The sequence below is a fragment of the Sulfurivirga caldicuralii genome (assembly GCF_900141795.1).
GTDB classification, from domain to species: Bacteria; Pseudomonadota; Gammaproteobacteria; order Thiomicrospirales; family Thiomicrospiraceae; genus Sulfurivirga; species Sulfurivirga caldicuralii.
In genome coordinates this window covers 284,395-303,360 of record NZ_FSRE01000003.1, presented here as the reverse complement: position 1 = coordinate 303,360, position 18,966 = coordinate 284,395, and the positions used below count along the sequence as shown (strand labels likewise).

The 18,966-nt window shown below is 59.2% G+C and carries 20 protein-coding genes; 15 read left to right on the top strand and 5 right to left on the bottom strand.

From position 1 onward, the window contains the following. Positions 1-19: 19 nt before the first annotated feature. Positions 20-631: a glycerol-3-phosphate 1-O-acyltransferase PlsY gene (plsY, locus tag BUQ81_RS07295; RefSeq protein WP_234947394.1), complete on the top strand. Its 612-nt coding sequence runs from the start codon at positions 20-22 to the stop codon at positions 629-631. Here plsY and BUQ81_RS07290 read toward each other — a convergent pair whose 3' ends face one another. From BUQ81_RS07290 to tsaD, 4 genes are all read right to left on the bottom strand, one after another. Beyond that, a complete protein-coding gene (locus BUQ81_RS07290; RefSeq protein ID WP_074201718.1) occupies positions 632-1,333 on the bottom strand; it encodes a PepSY domain-containing protein in 702 nt (233 codons plus the stop codon). Further along, the gene (locus BUQ81_RS07285; RefSeq protein ID WP_074201717.1) at positions 1,330-1,827 is read right to left on the bottom strand and encodes an FMN-binding protein; all 498 of its coding nucleotides are present in this window, start codon (positions 1,825-1,827) and stop codon (positions 1,330-1,332) included. The genes BUQ81_RS07290 and BUQ81_RS07285 overlap by 4 nt, the downstream gene beginning before the upstream one ends. Before the next feature lie 45 nt (positions 1,828-1,872). Continuing rightward, positions 1,873-2,976: a porin gene (locus tag BUQ81_RS07280; protein ID WP_074201716.1), complete on the bottom strand. Its 1,104-nt coding sequence runs from the start codon at positions 2,974-2,976 to the stop codon at positions 1,873-1,875. A gap of 158 nt (positions 2,977-3,134) precedes the next feature. Beyond that, positions 3,135-4,163 (bottom strand): tRNA (adenosine(37)-N6)-threonylcarbamoyltransferase complex transferase subunit TsaD, encoded by a 1,029-nt coding sequence (gene tsaD / locus BUQ81_RS07275; protein ID WP_074201715.1) that lies wholly within the window; start codon positions 4,161-4,163, stop codon positions 3,135-3,137. Positions 4,164-4,394: 231 nt separating this feature from the next. Between tsaD and rplU the strand changes: the two genes are divergently transcribed. From rplU to ssb, 11 genes are all read left to right on the top strand, one after another. Next, positions 4,395-4,709, top strand: coding sequence for a 50S ribosomal protein L21 (gene rplU, locus BUQ81_RS07270; protein ID WP_074201837.1), 315 nt, complete (start codon positions 4,395-4,397; stop codon positions 4,707-4,709). A 19-nt stretch (positions 4,710-4,728) separates the two neighbouring features. Continuing rightward, the gene (gene rpmA, locus BUQ81_RS07265; protein ID WP_074201714.1) at positions 4,729-4,986 is read left to right on the top strand and encodes a 50S ribosomal protein L27; all 258 of its coding nucleotides are present in this window, start codon (positions 4,729-4,731) and stop codon (positions 4,984-4,986) included. A 165-nt stretch (positions 4,987-5,151) separates the two neighbouring features. After that, positions 5,152-6,243, top strand: a complete 1,092-nt coding sequence (gene cgtA / locus BUQ81_RS07260) for an Obg family GTPase CgtA (RefSeq protein WP_074201713.1) — start codon at positions 5,152-5,154, stop codon at positions 6,241-6,243. After that, positions 6,230-7,357, top strand: coding sequence for a glutamate 5-kinase (proB, locus tag BUQ81_RS07255; protein ID WP_074201712.1), 1,128 nt, complete (start codon positions 6,230-6,232; stop codon positions 7,355-7,357). Before cgtA ends, proB begins: the two co-directional genes overlap by 14 nt. A gap of 201 nt (positions 7,358-7,558) precedes the next feature. Continuing rightward, positions 7,559-9,562 carry a transketolase gene (gene tkt, locus BUQ81_RS07250; protein ID WP_074201711.1) on the top strand — a complete coding sequence of 668 codons (2,004 nt, stop codon included), beginning with the start codon at positions 7,559-7,561 and terminating at the stop codon, positions 9,560-9,562. 81 nt (positions 9,563-9,643) lie between these two features. Further along, positions 9,644-10,648 (top strand): type I glyceraldehyde-3-phosphate dehydrogenase, encoded by a 1,005-nt coding sequence (gene gap / locus BUQ81_RS07245; protein WP_074201710.1) that lies wholly within the window; start codon positions 9,644-9,646, stop codon positions 10,646-10,648. Between the two features lie 105 nt (positions 10,649-10,753). Continuing rightward, on the top strand, positions 10,754-11,956 hold the full coding sequence (locus BUQ81_RS07240; RefSeq protein WP_074201709.1) for a phosphoglycerate kinase: 1,203 nt from the start codon (positions 10,754-10,756) through the stop codon (positions 11,954-11,956). Between the two features lie 134 nt (positions 11,957-12,090). Next, positions 12,091-13,542: a pyruvate kinase gene (pyk, locus tag BUQ81_RS07235; protein ID WP_084188297.1), complete on the top strand. Its 1,452-nt coding sequence runs from the start codon at positions 12,091-12,093 to the stop codon at positions 13,540-13,542. A gap of 55 nt (positions 13,543-13,597) precedes the next feature. Further along, positions 13,598-14,662, top strand: coding sequence for a class II fructose-bisphosphate aldolase (gene fba, locus BUQ81_RS07230; protein WP_074201708.1), 1,065 nt, complete (start codon positions 13,598-13,600; stop codon positions 14,660-14,662). Positions 14,663-14,736: 74 nt separating this feature from the next. Then, positions 14,737-16,155: an MFS transporter gene (locus BUQ81_RS07225; RefSeq protein ID WP_074201707.1), complete on the top strand. Its 1,419-nt coding sequence runs from the start codon at positions 14,737-14,739 to the stop codon at positions 16,153-16,155. Next, a complete protein-coding gene (gene ssb, locus BUQ81_RS07220) occupies positions 16,139-16,726 on the top strand; it encodes a single-stranded DNA-binding protein (RefSeq protein WP_074201706.1) in 588 nt (195 codons plus the stop codon). The genes BUQ81_RS07225 and ssb overlap by 17 nt, the downstream gene beginning before the upstream one ends. 66 nt (positions 16,727-16,792) lie before the next feature. Here ssb and BUQ81_RS07215 read toward each other — a convergent pair whose 3' ends face one another. Next, on the bottom strand, positions 16,793-16,993 hold the full coding sequence (locus BUQ81_RS07215; protein ID WP_074201705.1) for a YgaP family membrane protein: 201 nt from the start codon (positions 16,991-16,993) through the stop codon (positions 16,793-16,795). 105 nt (positions 16,994-17,098) lie between these two features. Between BUQ81_RS07215 and BUQ81_RS07210 the strand changes: the two genes are divergently transcribed. The 3 genes from BUQ81_RS07210 to erpA all read left to right on the top strand — a co-directional run bounded on the left by BUQ81_RS07210 (position 17,099) and on the right by erpA (position 18,966). Continuing rightward, entirely contained in the window at positions 17,099-17,500 is a 402-nt protein-coding gene (locus tag BUQ81_RS07210; protein ID WP_074201704.1) for a winged helix-turn-helix domain-containing protein, read from the top strand. A gap of 4 nt (positions 17,501-17,504) precedes the next feature. After that, complete coding sequence (argC, locus tag BUQ81_RS07205; RefSeq protein ID WP_074201703.1) at positions 17,505-18,560, top strand: N-acetyl-gamma-glutamyl-phosphate reductase; 1,056 nt, start codon at positions 17,505-17,507, stop codon at positions 18,558-18,560. 61 nt (positions 18,561-18,621) lie between these two features. Beyond that, on the top strand, positions 18,622-18,966 hold the full coding sequence (gene erpA, locus BUQ81_RS07200; protein ID WP_074201702.1) for an iron-sulfur cluster insertion protein ErpA: 345 nt from the start codon (positions 18,622-18,624) through the stop codon (positions 18,964-18,966).

Below are 18,966 nucleotides of genomic sequence, written 5' to 3'. Positions count from 1 at the left end.
CGTTCATTTTTACAGGGGAATGGTATCACCGATGCTGTGGGGATTGAGTGCACTCGCCTATCTGCTGGGTTCGGTTTCGTCGGCCATTATTGTCTGCCGGCTGATGGGGCTGGGCGATCCGCGCGAAGCAGGTTCCGGCAACCCGGGTGCGACCAATGTGCTGCGCATTGGTGGCGAGCGCGGCAAGCTGGCCGCGGCGATTACGCTGCTGGGTGATCTGCTCAAGGGCCTCGTGGCGGTGCTGGCGGCGCGCTGGGCGGGTCTGGAGGGCTGGCAACTGGGTGTGGTCGGTTTTGCCGCATTTCTCGGTCATCTCTATCCGCTCTTTTTCGGGTTTCGCGGCGGCAAGGGCGTGGCCACGTTTCTCGGTGTGCTGTTTGGCCTGAACCCGTTGATGGGGCTGGCGTTTGCCGTGATCTGGCTGTTTGTTGCCAAGGTGCTGAAGATTTCCTCGGCCGCTGCCCTGGCGGCCAGCGCCCTGTCGCCGCTGTACGTGTGGTGGTTGTCGGGGCAGGATCAGGCGCTGACAGCGGTGATCACGCTGATGGCGGTGCTGTTGTGGTGGCGCCACCGCAGTAATATCGTGCGCCTGCTGCGCGGCGAGGAAAAGGCGCCGACACAGTCGAGGTAGTCAGTGCTTGCGGCGGCGCAGCGCCAGCCCGCTGAGGATCATGGCGATGATCAGCAGGCCGAATGCGTCCAGCAGCCACGGCCCGGCACGCCCAAAAAGTGTGCCGTTGTGCAGCTTTAGCAATAGCGTTTCCCAGCTCAGGTGCTGCGCCCGTTTCCACGCCTGCAGAACCTGTTCCCGTGCCATGAGGGATGCGCTCGCCTGGGCGGGAAGTGGGAGCGTAGATGCGACAGGGGGTCGAGAGCAGGGGTGCCATTGCAGAGTGGCCATGTCCAGTTGCGAGCAGCCGGTTTTTTCGTCGTCAAAAGTAATGGGCCACGCTTCGGCCAGCTGTCCGGGTGGTTTGCCCAGTTGCGTAATCAGCGCGCCGTTTTTGTCATATAAAAACAACTTCTCTCCAGCAACCACCAGCCAGCCAATGGACAGGGTGTAAACGCTGATTCGGGTTATCTCCTCCAGCCAGTGGGGGGACACCAGACTACCGGCGTCTGTGCTGACGATCGGTGTTTTGGCCAGCATCCAGCTCTGACGGATGTGGGGATGTTGTGCATCCATAAGGTACGTTGCTATGGCATTGGGCAGGAGGCGCTGATCCAGTTTCAGGTCGTGGCTGTGGTTGAGCAGCAGGCCGGTGCCGGTAAGAAAAAGCAGGATGATGGCGCCCGTCAGCGCCAGCGCGTGATGAAAGCGACGCCATTTCATGGGCGTATCACCTGCCGGTGCAGATAGAGGGCCAGGCGCACGAGGCGTTTTAGACCGCGAACCGACAGGGTGGCGCCGGTAATGCCGTCGATGGTGCGGGACAGGCGCTGGTCATCGGTCAGTTCAATGCCCCGATATTGGCGCAGATAGCCGGGGTCCATGATCTCCCAGCCACGCGGTTCCTTGAATTCGAGAATGCGGGTGGTGATGACGCGCCCATTTTCAATGACAATGCCGGCGATAAAGTATTCATCCTTGCCTTTTTCCTGCAGAATCCAGACTGTACGAGACCCCTGCTGCCAATAAGGCACGGCAAGACGTGGATAGGGATGGCCGAGGATGCGGATGGCGGCCTGCTTGTGTTTTCCGGTAAACCAGAATACCTTTTGGTGTCGCTCGGGGGCATCGATCCATTGTTGAAGGAAGTCGTCATATTGGCCCGCCGTTGCTCCGGCCGACACGCACAAACCGAGTGTGAGCAGTATCCATTTCATAATGCAATCGCTGAAAAGGCCCGACCCGTTGGCCGGGCGGGTTGATCAGAAGCTGTAACCAATACCAAGGTTGAAGCCGCTGTTATCCTTCTGGGATTGATAGTCGGCCTTCAGCACGGCACGGGGGTGCAGCCAGTAGTTGACGCCCACGTCCCAGCGATCCTTCTTGTCGTCCGCATCGGTGTACCAGTTGCTGTAGCGGGCAAAGGCGCCCAGCTTTTCGGTCAGCTTGTAGCTGGGCTCCAGATAGTAGCCGGTCTGCTCATCCCGGTTGGCCTGTCGCGCGGCGGTGCCCGACAGGCGCCACTGGGCATAGAGCGCTTTCAGGGTTGCGTTGCCGAACTCAAACTGGCCGTGGACTTCCCCCAGCGTGGCGCTGACTGCTTCGTTTGTCTTTGAGCGATCACCCTGGGTGATATCGTTCTGGTAAAAGAGGCTGACGCCCAGGTTGACGCCCGGTGCAGGAGAGACGCGGTAGGCAAGGGTGTAGCCCAATGATTCGGAGCGGGTCTTGGCGCTTTTTTGCCGCGCTTTGCGGATCTGAGTGCCGCTGGGGTCGTAGAGGCCCTCGGTCACCATCAGCTGCCATTGGCCAGTGCCGCTGTTACGGACTTTCATGCCCACGCCGGCGCCCCACCAGGTGGTGGGGATGATGTCCTTTTCCACAATGGGGCGTTCGACGCCGTAGAAAGTATCCGGTTCATGGGTTTCGTTAAGAAAGCCGATGGGCTGCAGCATGACGCCACCCTGCAGGCTGACACGGTCATTCAGTGTCCAGTCCAGATAGGCCTGTTCCAGTTCGACTTCGCCTTTCTGGCCGTCGCCGCTGATGGCGTGTTCCAGCTCAAGCTCGGAGTAGAGCTTCAGGTTTTCGCTGAAGGTGTGGTTGAAAAAGAGTACGAAGCGGTGGAAGTCGAAGGTTGGTGACTTGCCTTCAATATTGTTATAGTGAAGTTCGCCATACCCTCCAATGGACGTTGCGGGGGCGGTGGTCGGATGCACTTGGGTCGCAGCAAGTGCATCCACTTTTTCTTCCAGCTGCTGGATGCGCTGTTCCAGTTGCTTCTTTTCCAGGTCATTTTGTGCCCAGCCGGGCAGGCTGGCGGCTGCCAGCAGGGCGGCGACAGTCGCAGATGCCGTTCGCTTCATATTGACACTCCATTTGTAAGTGAAAGTGAGAATGATTTCCATTAACTGGAATGGGTGTGCATTATGCATTCATCTGGCGGCGTGTCAATGCAAATGGGAGTGATTATCAAAAATATTTTCAAGAGGGTGTGGTTAAAGAAGAGAGCGTGCTGGAAAGCTCAGGCGATGGGAGGCAGGTCTTCCAGCGACCAGCGTGCTCTGGGAGAGAAGTCGAGCCCGGTGCGTTGCCCGGCCTTGAGGCGCAGGTGGCCGGCGTAGGCGATCATGGCGCCATTGTCGGTGCAGAATTCGGGACGGGGAAAGAAGGCTTCGCCGCGCAGGGCCTCTGCCACCTGGGTGAGGCGCTGGCGGATGGTGGTGTTGGCGCTGACGCCGCCGGATACGACTAAGGTGCGGTAACCGGTTTGCTGCAGCGCACGCTTGCACTTGATGGCGAGGGTTTCGGCCACGGCGGTTTCAAAGGCGCGGCAGATGTCTGCCTTTGTCTGTTCGCTGTCGTCGCCGGCGGTCACCGCCTTGTTCCAGGTATTGAGTACGGTGGTTTTCAAGCCGGAAAAGCTCATGTCCAGCCCGGGGCGATCCACCATAGGACGGGGGAAGGTATAGCGGTCGGGATCCCCCTGTTGCGCCAGCTTTGACACGGCCGGGCCGCCGGGGTAGCCCAGTCCCAGCAGTTTGGCGGTCTTGTCGAAGGCTTCGCCGGCGGCATCGTCGAGGGTTTCGCCCAGCACGGTGTAGCGGCCCAGTGCTTCGACGCCCACCAGCATGGTATGCCCGCCGGAAACCAGCAGCGCGACAAAGGGGGGTTGGATGGCGTCGGTCTCCAGCATGGGCGCGAGCAGATGGCCTTCCATGTGGTGCACGCCGATGGCGGGAATATCCAGCGCGTAGGCGAGTGAGCGGGCGACGCCCGCGCCGACCAGCAGCGCGCCCAGTAGGCCGGGGCCGGCGGTGTAGGCGATGCCGCTGATGTCCTGCAGAGTGCAATTGGCCTGGCGCAGCGTTTCCTGAATCAGTGGCACGACACGACGGATATGGTCGCGCGAGGCCAGCTCCGGTACCACACCGCCGTATTCGGCGTGCAGCGCCACCTGGCTGTGCAGGGTGTGCGCCAGCAGGCCGTCGGTGTCGTGATACAGCGCGACGCCGGTTTCGTCGCAGGAGGATTCAATTCCCAGGGTGATCATGTTGCTTCTCGGTGGGTGCTGGCGGTATTCTAACCGGTACCGTCGCACGGGGGTCCCCGACTTTTTCACGGCGCGATTTTTGCCGCCTGCAAAAAGTTGGCTAAAGTTTTGACCTCACAGGCTTTCATGGCTATAATTCCGCTTTTCTTGAATGCATGGCAGCGCAAGTCATCTGAATTTGAGCGGCGTCAGCCGGCGCGCTGGCGTTTGAAAGTTGTGGGAGAAACACACATGTACGCAGTCATTAAAACCGGTGGCAAGCAGTATAAAGTGCGCGAAGGCGACGTGCTGCGCATCGAAACCATTGAGGCCGGTGAAGGCGACAAGGTTGAGTTCGACGAGGTTCTGCTGGTCGGCGAAGGCGAAGACATCAAGGTGGGCGCACCTGTTGTGGATGGTGCCAAGGTTGAGGCAGTGGTCAAAGGTCACGGCCGTGGCAAGAAGGTCACCATCATCAAGTTCCGCCGTCGCAAGAACCGCTCTCGTCTGAAGAAGGGTCATCGTCAGAACTTCACCGAGGTTGAAATCACCAAGATTTCCGCATAATTGCAAGAGGATTTGAGACATGGCACATAAGAAGGCAGCAGGTTCTACGCGTAACGGTCGCGATTCCAACGCCAAACGCCTTGGTATCAAGCGTTTTGGCGGTGAAGCGGTTCGTGCCGGAAACATCATCGTGCGTCAGCGTGGCACCAAGTTCCACGCGGGTGACAATGTTGGTCGCGGCAAGGACGATACCCTGTTCGCGCTGGCGGACGGCAAGGTAGCATTCGTGCGCAAGGGCAAGCCGGTTCGCACCTACGTGACCATTGTGACTGAATAAGATTCGGCCGCAATCGCACGCAGTACGCCCCGCTTGTCGGGGCGTTTTTGTATGGCCCGACTGCAAATGCCCCGTAGGCGTGCAGGGGGCGGATTAAAATGAATGGGTGTATTGCGCTGAATGCCACATTCAGCGGAGTGCATCCTTGCAGAAAGGATAGGCAGCATGAAATTTGTAGATGAAGCCACGATTCACGTGCAGGCCGGTCGCGGCGGCGACGGCATCGTCAGCTTCCGGCGTGAAAAATACATTCCGTTCGGCGGCCCCAATGGTGGCGACGGCGGCGACGGTGGCAGCGTGTATCTGGTGGCTGACCGCAATCTGAACACGCTGGTGGACTTCCAGTATGTGCGCGACTACAAGGCGGAAAACGGCAGGCCCGGGCAGGGGCAGCAGAAAACCGGCCGCTCCGGCGAAGATCTTTATATCAAGGTGCCGGTGGGCACCACGGTCATCGACGCGGATACGCAGGAGGTGATTGGTGATCTGACCGAGGATGGGCAGACGCTGCTGGTGGCGCGGGGCGGCAAGCACGGGCTGGGCAACGTGCACTTCAAGTCCAGTACCAACCGCACGCCACGGCAGTGCACCAAGGGTGAGCCGGGTGAGGCGCGCAACCTGAAGCTGGAAATGAAGGTGCTGGCAGACGTGGGGCTGCTTGGCCTGCCCAATGCCGGCAAGTCCAGCCTGATTGCAGCCGTTTCCGCGGCGCGGCCCAAGATTGCCAACTATCCCTTTACCACGCTGTACCCCAATCTGGGCGTGGTGCGCATTTCTCCCGAATTCAGTTTTGTTATCGCCGACATTCCGGGACTGATCGAGGGCGCTTCCGAAGGCGTGGGGCTGGGGGTGCAGTTCCTCAAGCATCTGTCGCGCACCGGGCTGCTGCTGCACGTGGTGGATATCGCCCCTATGGACGGCAGCGATCCGGCGGAGAATGTGCGCATTGTGGAGCGCGAGCTGGCGCAGTACAGCGAAGAACTGGCTAACAAGCCACGCTGGCTGGTTTTCAACAAGATCGATCTGCTGCCGGAGGATGAGGTGCAGCCGCGGGTGGACGAGATTGTGCAGCAGCTGGACTGGAAAGGGCCGGTGTTCGCCATTTCCGCCGCCGAGCGCCGCGGCACGGATGATTTGATGAACGCCGTGGCGAAAGCGCTGGCCGCCCGCCGCAAGGCAGCCTTCGAGGCGGATGACGCTGCTGCAGAACAGGCGAGTGCTGAACAGGAGGAGGCGACAGTCCATGATCCGGCGTGATCGCCTGCCCGAAAGCCGCCGTTGGGTGGTCAAGATCGGCTCCAGTCTGCTGACCAACGACGGCCGCGGGTTGAACCTGCCCGCCATTCACGACTGGGTGCGGCAGATGGCCGCGCTGCGCGAGCAGGGCGTGGAGGTGCTGGTGGTGTCGTCCGGTTCGGTTGCGGAAGGTATCAAACGGCTGGGCTGGTCCGAGCGGCCCAGTGAATTGAGCAAGCTGCAGGCGGCTGCGGCGGTCGGGCAGATGGGGCTGGTATGGGCCTATGAGCAGGCTTTCAGCGAGCATAATTACCATACTGCGCAGATTCTGCTGACCCATGCGGATCTCTCCGACCGACAGCGTTATCTCAATGCCCGCAATACCCTGCGCACGTTGCTGGACAATCAGGTAGTACCTGTCATCAATGAAAACGACACGGTGGTCACCGACGAAATCCGTTTTGGTGACAACGATACCCTGGCGGCACTGACGGCCAACCTGGTCGGCGCGGACGTGCTGGTGATTCTGACTGACCAGCAGGGCCTGTACGAAGCCAATCCCCGTACCCACCCCGATGCGCGCCTGCTGCACGAGGTCAGGGCCAGCGAGCCGGGTCTGGAGCAGATGGCCAGCAGCGAGGGCGGTGCACTGGGGCGCGGCGGCATGTATACCAAGGTGTTGGCGGCGAAGCGCGCAGCGAGATCCGGCACGGCGACGCTCATCGCCAACGGGCGCGAGAAGGATGTGCTACTGCGCCTGCATGCCGGTGAGGAGCTGGGCACGCTGTTTGTGCCGGATCTTGAGCCCTATTCAGCACGAAAGCGCTGGATTGCCAGTCAGCTGCAGGTAAAGGGTCGGGTGTGGCTGGATGCCGGTGCGGTACGCGCTCTACGGGAAAAGGGGCGCAGTCTGTTGCCCGTGGGCGTGACCCGTGTCGAAGGCAATTTCCGCGCGGGGGATGTGGTGGCGTGCCTGGGGCCGGATGGCCGGGAAGTGGCGCGGGGCCTGGTCAACTTTGACGCTGAGCAGGCGCGACAGATCGCGGGGCGGGATAGCGGGGCGGCACGCGAAATCCTCGGATTCGAGACGGAAGAAGAGCTGATTCACTGCGACAACCTCGTTCTTGCGGACTGACGCTTAACCCGCCCTTTCCTTGCAACTTTTTCCCCAATCGGCGAAAATGTCCGGCTAATGCCCCTATAAAGCATTGTTTTTGCACTGCTTCGGGCCTGGCGCCGATTCCGGGTGGTATCCATATTGAGTGAACACCTCTGTGCGGACGTCCAATGCGCCTGCAGAGACGTGTTAATTCTTTTAGTCAAGAGGAGGCGTAGTATGCCTACACGCAGAGATCTCGCCAATGCCATCCGTGCCCTGAGCATGGATGCGGTTCAGAAGGCCAAGTCCGGCCACCCGGGTGCGCCCATGGGAATGGCGGACATCGCCGAAGTGCTGTGGAACAGCCACATGCGCCACAACCCCAACAACCCCAAATGGGCTGACCGTGACCGCTTCGTGCTCTCCAATGGTCACGGCTCCATGCTGATCTACTCCATTCTGCATCTGACCGGCTATGACGTGTCCATGGAGGACCTCAAGCAGTTCCGTCAGCTGCACTCCAAGACGCCTGGCCACCCCGAATATGGCTACACACCGGGCGTGGAAACCACCACAGGCCCGCTGGGTCAGGGCATTACCAACGCCGTGGGCTTTGCCCTGGCCGAGCGTACCCTGGCGGCTACATTCAACCGTCCGGGTCACGACATCGTTGACCACTACACCTATGTGTTCATGGGCGACGGTTGTCTGATGGAAGGCATCTCGCACGAGGCCTGCTCCTTTGCCGGCACCATGGGGCTGGGCAAGCTGATCGCCTTCTGGGATGACAATAACATTTCCATCGACGGTCACGTGGACGACTGGTTCTCCGAAGATGTGCCCAAGCGCTTCGAAGCCTATGGCTGGCATGTGATCCGTGACGTGGATGGCCACGATGCGGAAGCGGTTGATCAGGCAATCCGCGAAGCGAAAGCGGTCAACGACAAGCCGACGCTGATTCAGACCAAGACGACCATTGGTTTCGGTGCGCCGAACCTGTGCGGCACCCACGACTGCCACGGTGCGCCGCTGGGCGAGGAAGAGATCAAGCTGACGCGCGAAAATCTGAACTGGCCGTATGCGCCGTTTGAAATTCCGGAAGAAATCTACGCCGGCTGGGATGCGCGCGAGAAGGGTCAGAAGCTGGAAGACGAATGGCAGGCGAAATTCGAAGCCTATCGCAAGGAATACCCTGAACTAGCCGCCGAGTTCGAGCGCCGCATGAACATGCAACTGCCGGCGCAGTTCGATCAGGTGATGATGGACTATGCGCGCGAGCTGCAGAAGGAGGGTCCGGTGGTGGCCTCCCGCAAGGCGTCACAGATGGCCATCGAGAAGATGGGGCCCATCGTGCCCGAGCTGCTGGGCGGTTCTGCCGACCTGACGCCGTCCAACCTGACTGCGTGGTCCGGCTCCAGGAAGATTACTCGCACCGTGCACGACGGTAACTACATTTCCTACGGCGTGCGCGAGTTCGGCATGGCGCACATCATGAACGGTATCGTGTTGCACGGCGGTTTCCGTCCCTATGGCGGCACCTTCCTGATGTTCATGGAATACATGCGCAATGCGGTGCGTATGGCTGCGCTTATGAAGGTTCCGACCATCTTCGTCTATACCCACGACTCCATCGGTCTGGGTGAAGACGGACCAACCCACCAGCCGGTTGAGCAGATCGCCACGCTGCGTGTGATCCCCAACATGGAAGAGTGGCGTCCGTGTGATGCGGTTGAATCCGTCATCGCATGGAAAGAAGCGATGGACCGCAAGGACGGGCCTACCTGCCTGATCTTCTCTCGCCAGAATCTGCAGCATCAGCAGCGTGACGATGCGCAGTTGGAAAACATCAGCAAGGGTGGCTACATTCTGGTGGATACGGACGGTAAGCCGGATCTGATTATCATCGCCACGGGCTCCGAAGTGGCTCTGGCTGCTGATGCCGCCAAAGTGCTGGCTGAAAAGGGCATCAAGGCGCGCGTGGTGTCTATGCCCTCCACCAAGCGTTTCGACGCGCAGCCGCAAGCCTACAAGGACATTGTCCTGCCGGCTGATGTGCCGAAGATGGCGGTGGAAGCCGGCGTGTCCGACAGCTGGTACAAGTATGTCGGTCTGAACGGCGAAATCGTGGGCATGGATCGCTTCGGCGAATCCGCACCGGCCGGTGAACTGTTTAAGGAGTTCGGCTTCACCGTGGACAATGTCGTGGCCCACGCCGAAACCCTGCTGGAAAAGAACAAGTAAGCACGGCTTGCCGCCCCGCCTGAGTGCGGGGCGTCCTTCTTCTGTTTAAATCTGTTTAAAAATGCTCCAAAGGAGATAACCATGACTGTACGAGTTGGTATCAACGGCTTCGGCCGTATCGGCCGCATGGCGTTCCGCGCCATCGCGCAGGAAGCGGAATTCGACAATCTGGAAGTGGTCGCCATAAACGACCTGCTGGACCCTGATTACCTGGCTTACATGCTGAAGTACGACTCTGTTCACGGTCGCTTCAAGGGTGATGTCTCCGTTGAAGGCGGCAACCTGGTGGTCAACGGCAAGACCATTCGCATCACCGCTGAAACCGATCCGGCCAACCTGAAGTGGGATGAAGTGGGCGTTGATCTGGTGCTGGAGTGTACCGGTTTCTTCCTGACCGAGGAAAGCTGCCAGAAGCATATCCAGGCGGGTGCTAAAAAGGTGGTTCAGTCTGCCCCGTCCAAGGACCACACCCCCATGTTCGTGTATGGCGTAAACCACAGCGACTATGCCGGTCAGGCGATCGTTTCCGCTGCGTCCTGTACCACCAACGGCCTGGCGCCTGTGGTCAAGGTGCTGAACGACAACTTCGGCGTGAAGCGCGGTCTGATGTCCACCGTTCATGCTGCCACAGCCACCCAGAAAACCGTTGACGGTCCGTCCAAGAAGGACTGGCGCGGTGGCCGCGGTATTCTGGAAAACATCATTCCGTCTTCCACCGGTGCTGCAAAGGCCGTTGGCAAGGTGCTGCCCGCACTGAACGGCAAGCTGACCGGCATGGCGTTCCGCGTGCCCACTTCTGACGTGTCCGTGGTAGACCTGACCGTTGAGCTGGAAAAGGAAACCAGCTACGACGATATCTGTGCTGCCATGAAGGCCGCCTCTGAAGGCGAGTTGAAGGGTGTTCTGGGCTATACAGACGAAGCCGTGGTCTCTACCGACTTCCGTGGCGTGGCGCAGCCTTCCATCTTTGACGCCAAGGCGGGTATCCAGCTGGATCCCACCTTCGTCAAGGTGATCGCGTGGTACGACAACGAGTACGGCTACACCTGCAACATGCTGCGTGTCGCCCGTCACGTTGCCGCCTGATCATGCCTGCATGAGGGGTGCTTTGGTACCCCATTCACTGAACCCCATCGCAGTCGCGGTGGGGTTTGGTGAATGAATTCAGACCAACCTTAAAGGAGCCGCATCATGGCAATCATCAAAATGGAAGATCTGGCCAAAGAAGGCAAGCTGGCCGGCAAGCGCGTGCTGATCCGCGAAGACCTGAACGTACCCGTCAAGGACGGCAAGGTCACCTCTGACAAGCGTATCGTGGCATCCCTGCCCACTATCAAGATGGCAATGGACGCCGGTGCGAAAGTGATGCTGATGTCCCACCTCGGCCGTCCCACTGAAGGTGAATACGACGAGCAGTATTCTCTGGCGCCCGTCGCTGCAGACCTGTCCGAAAAGCTGGGTCGCGAAGTGCCGCTGATCAAGGATTACCTGGACGGTAACGTTGAAGTGGGTGAAGGCGAAGTGGTGCTGCTGGAAAACGTCCGCTTCAATGTGGGCGAGAAAAAGAACGATGAAGCGCTGGCGAAGAAATACGCCGCCCTGTGCGACGTATTTGTCATGGATGCATTTGGTACTGCCCACCGTGCACAGGCGTCCACCTATGGTGTCGGCGTTTACGCACCGATCGCGGCAGCCGGTCCGTTGCTGGCAGCCGAGCTGGAAGCGCTGGGCAAGGCGCTGGAAAACCCGGATCGCCCCATGGTGGCCATCGTGGGTGGTTCCAAGGTGTCTACCAAGCTGACCGTGCTGGAATCCCTGGCAGAAAAGGTGGATCAGCTGGTTGTGGGTGGCGGCATCGCCAACACCTTTATCGCCGCTGCGGGCTACAACGTGGGCAAGTCCCTGTATGAGCCCGATCTGATTCCCACCGCGAAGCGCCTGATGGAAACCATGGAAGCCCGTGGTGCAGGCGTGCCCATCGCCAAGGACGTGGTCGTCGCCAAGGCGTTCGCTGAAGACGCCGAAGCTACGCTGAAGAAGGTGGATGAAGTGGCTGACGACGACATGATCTTCGATATTGGTCCCGAGTCCGCTAAGGAGCTGGCCGACATTATCATGCAGGCGGGCACAGTGGTGTGGAACGGTCCCGTGGGCGTGTTCGAGTTCGATCAGTTCGGGAAGGGAACCGAAACCATCGCCAAGGCGATTGCTGCCTCCAAGGCCTTCTCCATCGCAGGGGGTGGTGACACGCTGGCCGCCATCGACAAGTATGGCGTGGAAGACGGCGTGTCCTACATTTCTACTGGTGGTGGTGCATTCCTGGAGTTCCTGGAGGGCAAGAAACTGCCCGCCGTTGAAATGCTGGAGAAGAAAGCCGCAGAACTGGGCCTTTAATCTCTGATAGAACACGTCTGCCACATGTGCAGGCGTGTTCATCGTTCTGTCATGCAACGCATGGCAGAATGCTTCCAAAATAGCCCTTTTGAAAGCATTCTGACAAATATCATTGAAAAAGGATAAGCAATCCTATGAGCACCCGTCCCGTTTTGCGTCGCACCAAAATTGTTGCCACGCTCGGCCCAGCAACGGACAAGCCCGGTGAATTGGAGCGGCTGATCAAGGCTGGCGTCGATGTGGTTCGCATCAACATGTCTCACGGCGAGGCGCAGGATCACATTGATCGTGCAGCCAAGGTGCGTGAAATTGCCAACAAGGTGGATCGCCAGGTGGGGATCCTGGTGGATCTGCAGGGCCCCAAGATTCGCATCGCCCGGTTCCGCGAGGGTGTGGTGGAGCTGATGGAAGGCGCAAAGTTTGCGCTGGACAGCGAATGGGATCCCAATGAAGGCGATGAGCATATCGTCGGGCTGACCTACAAGGAGCTGCCCAACGATGTGGAGCCAGGCGACGAATTGCTGCTGGACGACGGTCGCCTGGTGCTGCGCGTTGATTCCGTTGAAGGCACCCGCGTCAACACCACCGTGATCGTGGGTGGCCAGTTGTCCAACAACAAGGGCATCAACCTGCGCGGCGGCGGTCTGTCGGCTTCGGCCATTACCGAAAAGGACAAGGAGGACATCAAAACGGCCGCGGTGATCGGTGCCGATTATCTGGCGCTCTCCTTCCCTCGCAGCGCCGAAGACGTGGAAGAGTGTCGCCGCCTGGCGCTGGAAGCCGGCCTGAATGCAGGCATTGTCTCCAAGATCGAGCGCGCCGAAGCCGTCGCCGATGACTATACACTGGACAGCATTATTCTGGCGTCCGATGCGGTCATGATTGCCCGCGGCGACCTGGGCGTGGAAATCGGCGACGCGCAGCTGCCCGCCATTCAGAAGAAAATCATTAAGCGTGCCCGGCAGCTCAATCGCGTGAGCATTACCGCGACGCAGATGATGGAGTCCATGATCAACAACCCCATCCCGACCCGCGCCGAAGTGTTCGACGTGGCCAACGCGGTCATGGACGGCACTGATGCGGTGATGCTGTCCGGAGAAACCGCAACCGGCAAGTTCCCGGCGCTGGTGGTGGAGTCCATGGGACGCATCTGCAAGGAGGCGGAAAAGGCGCGCATCACGCGCGAATCCACGCACCGTATCGATGAAAGCTTCGCGGCTATCGACGAAACCATCGCCATGGCCACCATGTACGCCGCCAATCACTTTCCGGGCGTGCGCGCCATCGCAGCACTGACTGAGTCCGGTAATACGGCACTCCTGATGAGCCGCATCAGCTCCGGCATCCCAATTTATGCGATGACGCCGCATCTGGAAACACGCCGCAAGGTCACGCTGTATCGCGGCGTGTACCCCTCCACCTTCGAATACGGTGACGAGGACGATGCAGCATTGCAGAATCGCGTTCTGGAGACGCTGAAAGGCTATGGTGTGGTGGCGTCCGGCGATCTGGTCATCATGACCCGTGGCGCTGCGCGAGGTGTACTGGGCGGTACCAACAGAATGGAAATCGTCAAAGTCCCCTGATAAGATAGCTCGATAGACTTTTTTGCATTTTGAAAACCATTAAGGAGTCCGACCTATGGCAATGATTACATTGCGTGAGCTGATGGATTACGCGGCAGAGCATGGCTTTGGCATGCCGGCGTTCAACGTGAACAACATGGAGCAGGTCAAGGCCATCATGGAAGCGGCCAAGGAAACCAACTCGCCGGTTATCCTGCAGGGTTCTGCCGGTGCGCGCAAGTACGCAGGCGAGCCTTTCCTGCGTCACCTGGTAGCGGCAGCCGTTGAAATGTATCCTGATATTCCGATCGTCATGCACCAGGACCACGGTTCTGATCCGGGCGTATGTCTGCGTGCGATCCAGTCCGGCTTCACTTCTGTAATGATGGACGGCTCTCTGATGCCTGACATGAAGACCCCATCCACCTACGAATACAACGTGGAAGTAACCCGCAAGGTGGTTGAAATGGCGCACTCTGGCGGTGTATCCGTGGAAGGTGAGCTGGGCTGCTTGGGTTCACTGGAAACCGGCAAGATGGGTGAAGAAGACGGTCACGGCGCGGACGGCGTATTGGATCACTCTCAGCTGCTGACTGACCCCGACGAGGCAGCAGATTTCGTTAAGCAGACCAACGTTGACGCCCTGGCGGTTGCTGTAGGTACCTCTCACGGTGCTTACAAGTTCACCAAGAAACCGTCTGGTGACGTGCTGCGTATCGACCGCATCAAGGAAATCCACGAGCGCATCCCCACCACGCACCTGGTCATGCACGGTTCTTCTTCCGTACCGGAAGAGTGGCTGGAAATCATCAACAACTACGGTGGTGACATGGGTCAGACCTACGGTGTGCCAGTTGAAGCCATCGTGGAAGGCATCAAGTATGGCGTGCGCAAGGTGAACATTGATACAGATCTGCGCATGGCCTCTACGGGTGCAATCCGCAAGCATCTGGCGGAAAACCCATCCAACTTCGATCCGCGTAAATTCCTGAAGGCGGCACAGGACGCCATGAAGGAAATCTGTAAGGCACGCTTCGAAGCCTTCGGTTCTGCCGGCCATGCCGACAAGATCAAGCCGCTGGGTCTGGAAGTCATGTACCAGCGCTACGAGTCTGGTGAACTGGATCAGAAAGTTAACTGATACGGTTTCAGACCTTATGACAACGCCCGGCTTAGACCGGGCGTTTTTCGTTTAACCAGGATGGTTCAAGTCTTATGAAACAAATTCCCTTGAGCATGACGCCAGAAGAGCGCAAGGCCACCTTTGCCATTGCGGGCGTATTTGCCACGCGCATGCTGGGTCTGTTCATGATTTTTCCGGTGTTCGCCATTTTCGCCCACCAGGCCTTTGCGGAAGCCACCGGCACGCAGATCGGGCTGGCCATGGGAATCTACGGCCTGACGCAGGCCCTGCTGCAGATTCCGTTCGGACTGGCCTCTGACAAGTGGGGGCGCAAGCCACTGATTATCGGCGGCATGCTGGTATTTGCCATCGGCTCGGTGATCTGTGCCGTGGCGCCGGATATGGAAACCATGATTTTTGGGCGTGCCGTGCAGGGCATGGGTGCCGTAGCCGCAGTATTGACTGCTTTGGTCGCAGACCTGGTGCGCGAGCCGCTGCGCCTGCGCGCCATGTCCATCGTCGGCATGACCATTGGCCTGTCGTTTACTCTGTCCTTGATTCTGGGTCCGATTCTGTCCCAGTTCTGGGGTGTGCGCGGCATCTTCTGGGCCATCGCGGCATTGGCTGTGATCGGCATGCTGCTGGTGATTTTTGTGGTGCCCACGCCAAAAACACACAAGTTCCAGCGCGAGGCCGAAGTGGATCCACGCATGATCGGCGAGGTGCTCAGGCATCCTCAGTTGTTGCGTCTGGATTTCGGTGTCTTCAGCCTGCATGCGATGCTCACAGCGATGTTCGTGGTGGTGCCGCTGTTGATCGCGCACAAGGCCGGTCTGGATACACAACACCACTGGAAGCTCTATCTCCCTGTGATGTTGCTTTCCTTCCTGCTCATGGTGCCCTTCATTATTCAGGCGGAAAGCAAGGGGCGCATGAAGCAGATTTTCATCGGCGCCATTGCAACCCTGGGGCTGGTAAACATTGCCTTCAACCTGGTGGCGCCCGGTTACTGGAGCCTGTTTATCCTGTTGATGGTGTTCTTTACTGCTTTCAATTTGCTGGAAGCTTCGCTGCCATCGCTGGTGGTCAAGCTGGCCCCGCCGGATAAAAAAGGCACCGCCTCAGGCGTCTATTCCACCAGTCAGTTCCTCGGTGCTGCACTCGGTGGTGCTTTGGGCGGTTGGCTCTATCAGTATTACGGCATGGAAGCGGTCTTCTGGGGCGTGGCGTTGCTGAGTTTGCTGTGGCTGGGTGTGGCCATTACAATGGAGAAACCACAACCTTTGAGTATCGCGTCCATCCCCATTCCCTTTGCGGTGACCGAAACCAACAAGACGCTGGTGGAACTGCTGATCAGTGAGCAGCCGGGTGTAGCGGCCGCTGTCGTGGTTCCGGAGGAAAACACCGCTTACGTGAAGATCGACCGCAAGGTCACCAACGAGGTGATTCTGGGCGAGGTGCTCGAAGACTCAAATGAAGACAAGGATGTAAAAGATGGCGAGAGGCGTTAACAAGGTTATTCTAGTGGGCACCTTGGGGCGTGACCCCGAAGTGCGTTATGCGGCCAATGGCAATGCCATTGCCAACCTGAGCGTGGCCACCAGCGAACAGTGGAGCGACCGTCAGACCGGGCAGCGCCAGGAGCGCACCGAGTGGCATCGCGTGGTACTTTTCGGCAAGCTGGCGGAAATTGCGGCGCAGTATTTGCGCAAGGGCCAGCAGGTCTATCTGGAAGGCAAGCTGCAGACGCGAAAGTGGACCGACCAGAATGGCATGGATCGCTATACCACCGAAGTGGTCGTGGATCAGCGTGGCACCATGCAAATGCTGGGTGGCGGTGGTGGCCGTGGCCAAGGCGGCGATGTGCCCTTTGATGACGGCGCGGCCTATGGTGACGCACCGGCAGGCGGTATAGGCGGTGAAGGCATGCCTGCTCAGCCATCGCAGGGCGCGGCGCCCGCTCAGCAGCCTGCTGGCCAGCCCAGGCCTGCGGCACAGCAGCAGACGCAACCCGCCAACTTCGCACCGCCGCCACCGACACCGGCCGGCATGGATTTTGATGACGATGATGTACCCTTCTGAAGTGCACCTGAGGTAAAAAAACCGGAGCAGCGCTCCGGTTTTTTTGTTGAAGGGTTATCGTTAAGATCAGCTACCGTATTTCTGCTCGGCCAGGCCGCAGGTCTGAAAACCAAATATGGCATACAGCGGGCACCAGCGGAACAGTCCGGTCAGCAGTGGAATGAGTCCGATCCAGCCCCAGACGCCAATGGCTCCGGCAGCAGCCAGGCCGACCAGAATAATGCCCACAAGAATGCGCAGCCAGCGATCCAGTCCGCATACGTTCATGTCTATTCTCCTCTTGATGAATTGCATGATTGAATTTAGCGAGAAACGGTGGATTTTGTCAAACAGATTAGCAACCGCTTAACCCCGGCGTGCCATAATAAAAGAATGTGTGCGGCACCCAAGACAGGCAACAAGTTGCCAGGCGATGCTTATACGGCTCATCTGCGTGCCCGCTTCTGGCTGGTAAACCCGGAAACGGGCGAATATGTGGGCAAGGGGCGCGTGGCCCTGCTGGAAGCGATTGCCCGCACCGGTTCCATTCGCCAGGCAGCGAAGGAGATGGGCATGTCCTACAAGCGGGCATGGACGTTGGTTCAGGCCTTGAATGCACTGGGACCTAAACCCATGGTGGAAAAGGAGGCGGGCGGGCGCGCCGGTGGTGGTGCGCGGCTGACCCCTTTTGGCGAGCGTACGCTGGCCGTGTATCATGGCCTGCAGCAGGATCTGGCCCGGCAGGCGCAGGAACTCGAGGCGCGCTGGCTGGCGCACTGGCTCAATGAGGAATGAAGACATGACTGAGAACGGCAAACTGGAAATCGGCATTGTGGGCGGCACCGGCTATACCGGTGTGGAGCTGTTGCGTATTCTGGCGCAGCATCCGAAGGCGTTCGTAAAGGTGATCACCTCCCGTTCCGAGACGGGGCTGTACGTGTGGGAGCTGTTTGCCAACCTGCGCGAGGCCTATCCCGACCTGCAGTACAGCGAGCCGGATGTTGAGAAGCTCAAGCGTTGCGACGTGGTCTTTTTCGCCACGCCCCATGGCGTGGCCATGAAGCTGGCGCCCGAGCTGGTGGAAAACGGCGTGAAGATCATCGATCTGGCGGCTGACTTCCGCATCAATGACCTGCGCGTGTGGGAAAACTTCTACGGCATGCCCCATGCAGCACCGGAATTGATGGAGGAGGTGGTGTATGGCCTGCCCGAGCTAAACCGCGAGCGTATCCGCACGGCGCGCATCATCGCCAACCCGGGCTGCTATCCCACTGCGGTGCAGCTGGGCTTCTGGCCATTGCTCAAGCACAGGCTGGTGGATGTGGATCATCTGGTGGCGGATGCGAAGTCCGGCGTCAGCGGTGCCGGGCGCGGTGCCAAGGTGGGCTCGCTGGCAGCGGAAACCTCCGAAAGCTTCAAGGCCTATGGCATTCACGGTCACCGCCATCTGCCGGAAATCGAACAGCAGCTCAACCACATGGCGCAGACTCATGTTAACCTCACCTTTGTGCCGCATCTGGTACCCATGATCCGTGGCATCGAGGCCACGCTGTATGGCAAGCTGACCCGCAGCATTTCCGAGGACGAACTGCAGCATATTTTTGAGGAAACCTACGCCGAAGAGCCGTTTGTGGATGTGATGCCGCGCGGCAGCCTGCCGGATACGCGCATGGTCAAGGGTTCCAACATGTGCCGCATGGCCGTGTACCGCCCGCAGGGGCGCGATACGGTGGTGGTCACCTGCGTGATCGACAATCTGGTCAAGGGTGCATCCGGACAGGCGGTGCAGAACATGAATCTGATGTTCGATCTGGATGAAACCCTGGGTCTGGAGGCGCCGGCGCTGCTGCCCTGATAGGCGGGCATGTTAGAATAGCGCCCTTATTTCGATTATCCCGAACAGGAAGGAGCAGGCCATGAGCGAACTGCCCAAGGATACGGTCATCTTTACCGATGCTGCGGCCAACAAGGTGAAAAGCCTTATCGAGGACGAGGGCAATCCCAACCTCAAGTTGCGCGTGTATATCACCGGCGGCGGCTGCTCGGGCTTCCAGTATGGTTTTACCTTTGACGAAAACCAGGCGGAAGACGACACCGTGGTAGAGAAGAACGGCGTCACCCTCCTGATCGACCCCATGAGCTTCCAGTATCTGGTCGGTGCCAAGATCGACTATCTGGAAGATCTGCAGGGCGCCCGTTTCGTGATCGAAAACCCCAACGCTACCACCACGTGCGGCTGCGGCAGTTCCTTCAGCGTCTGA

Coding starts and splice junctions, on each gene's coding strand:
- plsY (WP_234947394.1), top strand. CDS start 20: ATGGTATCACCGATGCTGTGGGGATTGAGTGCACTCGCCTATCTGCTG.
- BUQ81_RS07290 (WP_074201718.1), bottom strand. CDS start 1,333: ATGAAATGGCGTCGCTTTCATCACGCGCTGGCGCTGACGGGCGCCATC.
- BUQ81_RS07285 (WP_074201717.1), bottom strand. CDS start 1,827: ATGAAATGGATACTGCTCACACTCGGTTTGTGCGTGTCGGCCGGAGCA.
- BUQ81_RS07280 (WP_074201716.1), bottom strand. CDS start 2,976: ATGAAGCGAACGGCATCTGCGACTGTCGCCGCCCTGCTGGCAGCCGCC.
- tsaD (WP_074201715.1), bottom strand. CDS start 4,163: ATGATCACCCTGGGAATTGAATCCTCCTGCGACGAAACCGGCGTCGCG.
- rplU (WP_074201837.1), top strand. CDS start 4,395: ATGTACGCAGTCATTAAAACCGGTGGCAAGCAGTATAAAGTGCGCGAA.
- rpmA (WP_074201714.1), top strand. CDS start 4,729: ATGGCACATAAGAAGGCAGCAGGTTCTACGCGTAACGGTCGCGATTCC.
- cgtA (WP_074201713.1), top strand. CDS start 5,152: ATGAAATTTGTAGATGAAGCCACGATTCACGTGCAGGCCGGTCGCGGC.
- proB (WP_074201712.1), top strand. CDS start 6,230: ATGATCCGGCGTGATCGCCTGCCCGAAAGCCGCCGTTGGGTGGTCAAG.
- tkt (WP_074201711.1), top strand. CDS start 7,559: ATGCCTACACGCAGAGATCTCGCCAATGCCATCCGTGCCCTGAGCATG.
- gap (WP_074201710.1), top strand. CDS start 9,644: ATGACTGTACGAGTTGGTATCAACGGCTTCGGCCGTATCGGCCGCATG.
- BUQ81_RS07240 (WP_074201709.1), top strand. CDS start 10,754: ATGGCAATCATCAAAATGGAAGATCTGGCCAAAGAAGGCAAGCTGGCC.
- pyk (WP_084188297.1), top strand. CDS start 12,091: ATGAGCACCCGTCCCGTTTTGCGTCGCACCAAAATTGTTGCCACGCTC.
- fba (WP_074201708.1), top strand. CDS start 13,598: ATGGCAATGATTACATTGCGTGAGCTGATGGATTACGCGGCAGAGCAT.
- BUQ81_RS07225 (WP_074201707.1), top strand. CDS start 14,737: ATGAAACAAATTCCCTTGAGCATGACGCCAGAAGAGCGCAAGGCCACC.
- ssb (WP_074201706.1), top strand. CDS start 16,139: ATGGCGAGAGGCGTTAACAAGGTTATTCTAGTGGGCACCTTGGGGCGT.
- BUQ81_RS07215 (WP_074201705.1), bottom strand. CDS start 16,993: ATGAACGTATGCGGACTGGATCGCTGGCTGCGCATTCTTGTGGGCATT.
- BUQ81_RS07210 (WP_074201704.1), top strand. CDS start 17,099: ATGTGTGCGGCACCCAAGACAGGCAACAAGTTGCCAGGCGATGCTTAT.
- argC (WP_074201703.1), top strand. CDS start 17,505: ATGACTGAGAACGGCAAACTGGAAATCGGCATTGTGGGCGGCACCGGC.
- erpA (WP_074201702.1), top strand. CDS start 18,622: ATGAGCGAACTGCCCAAGGATACGGTCATCTTTACCGATGCTGCGGCC.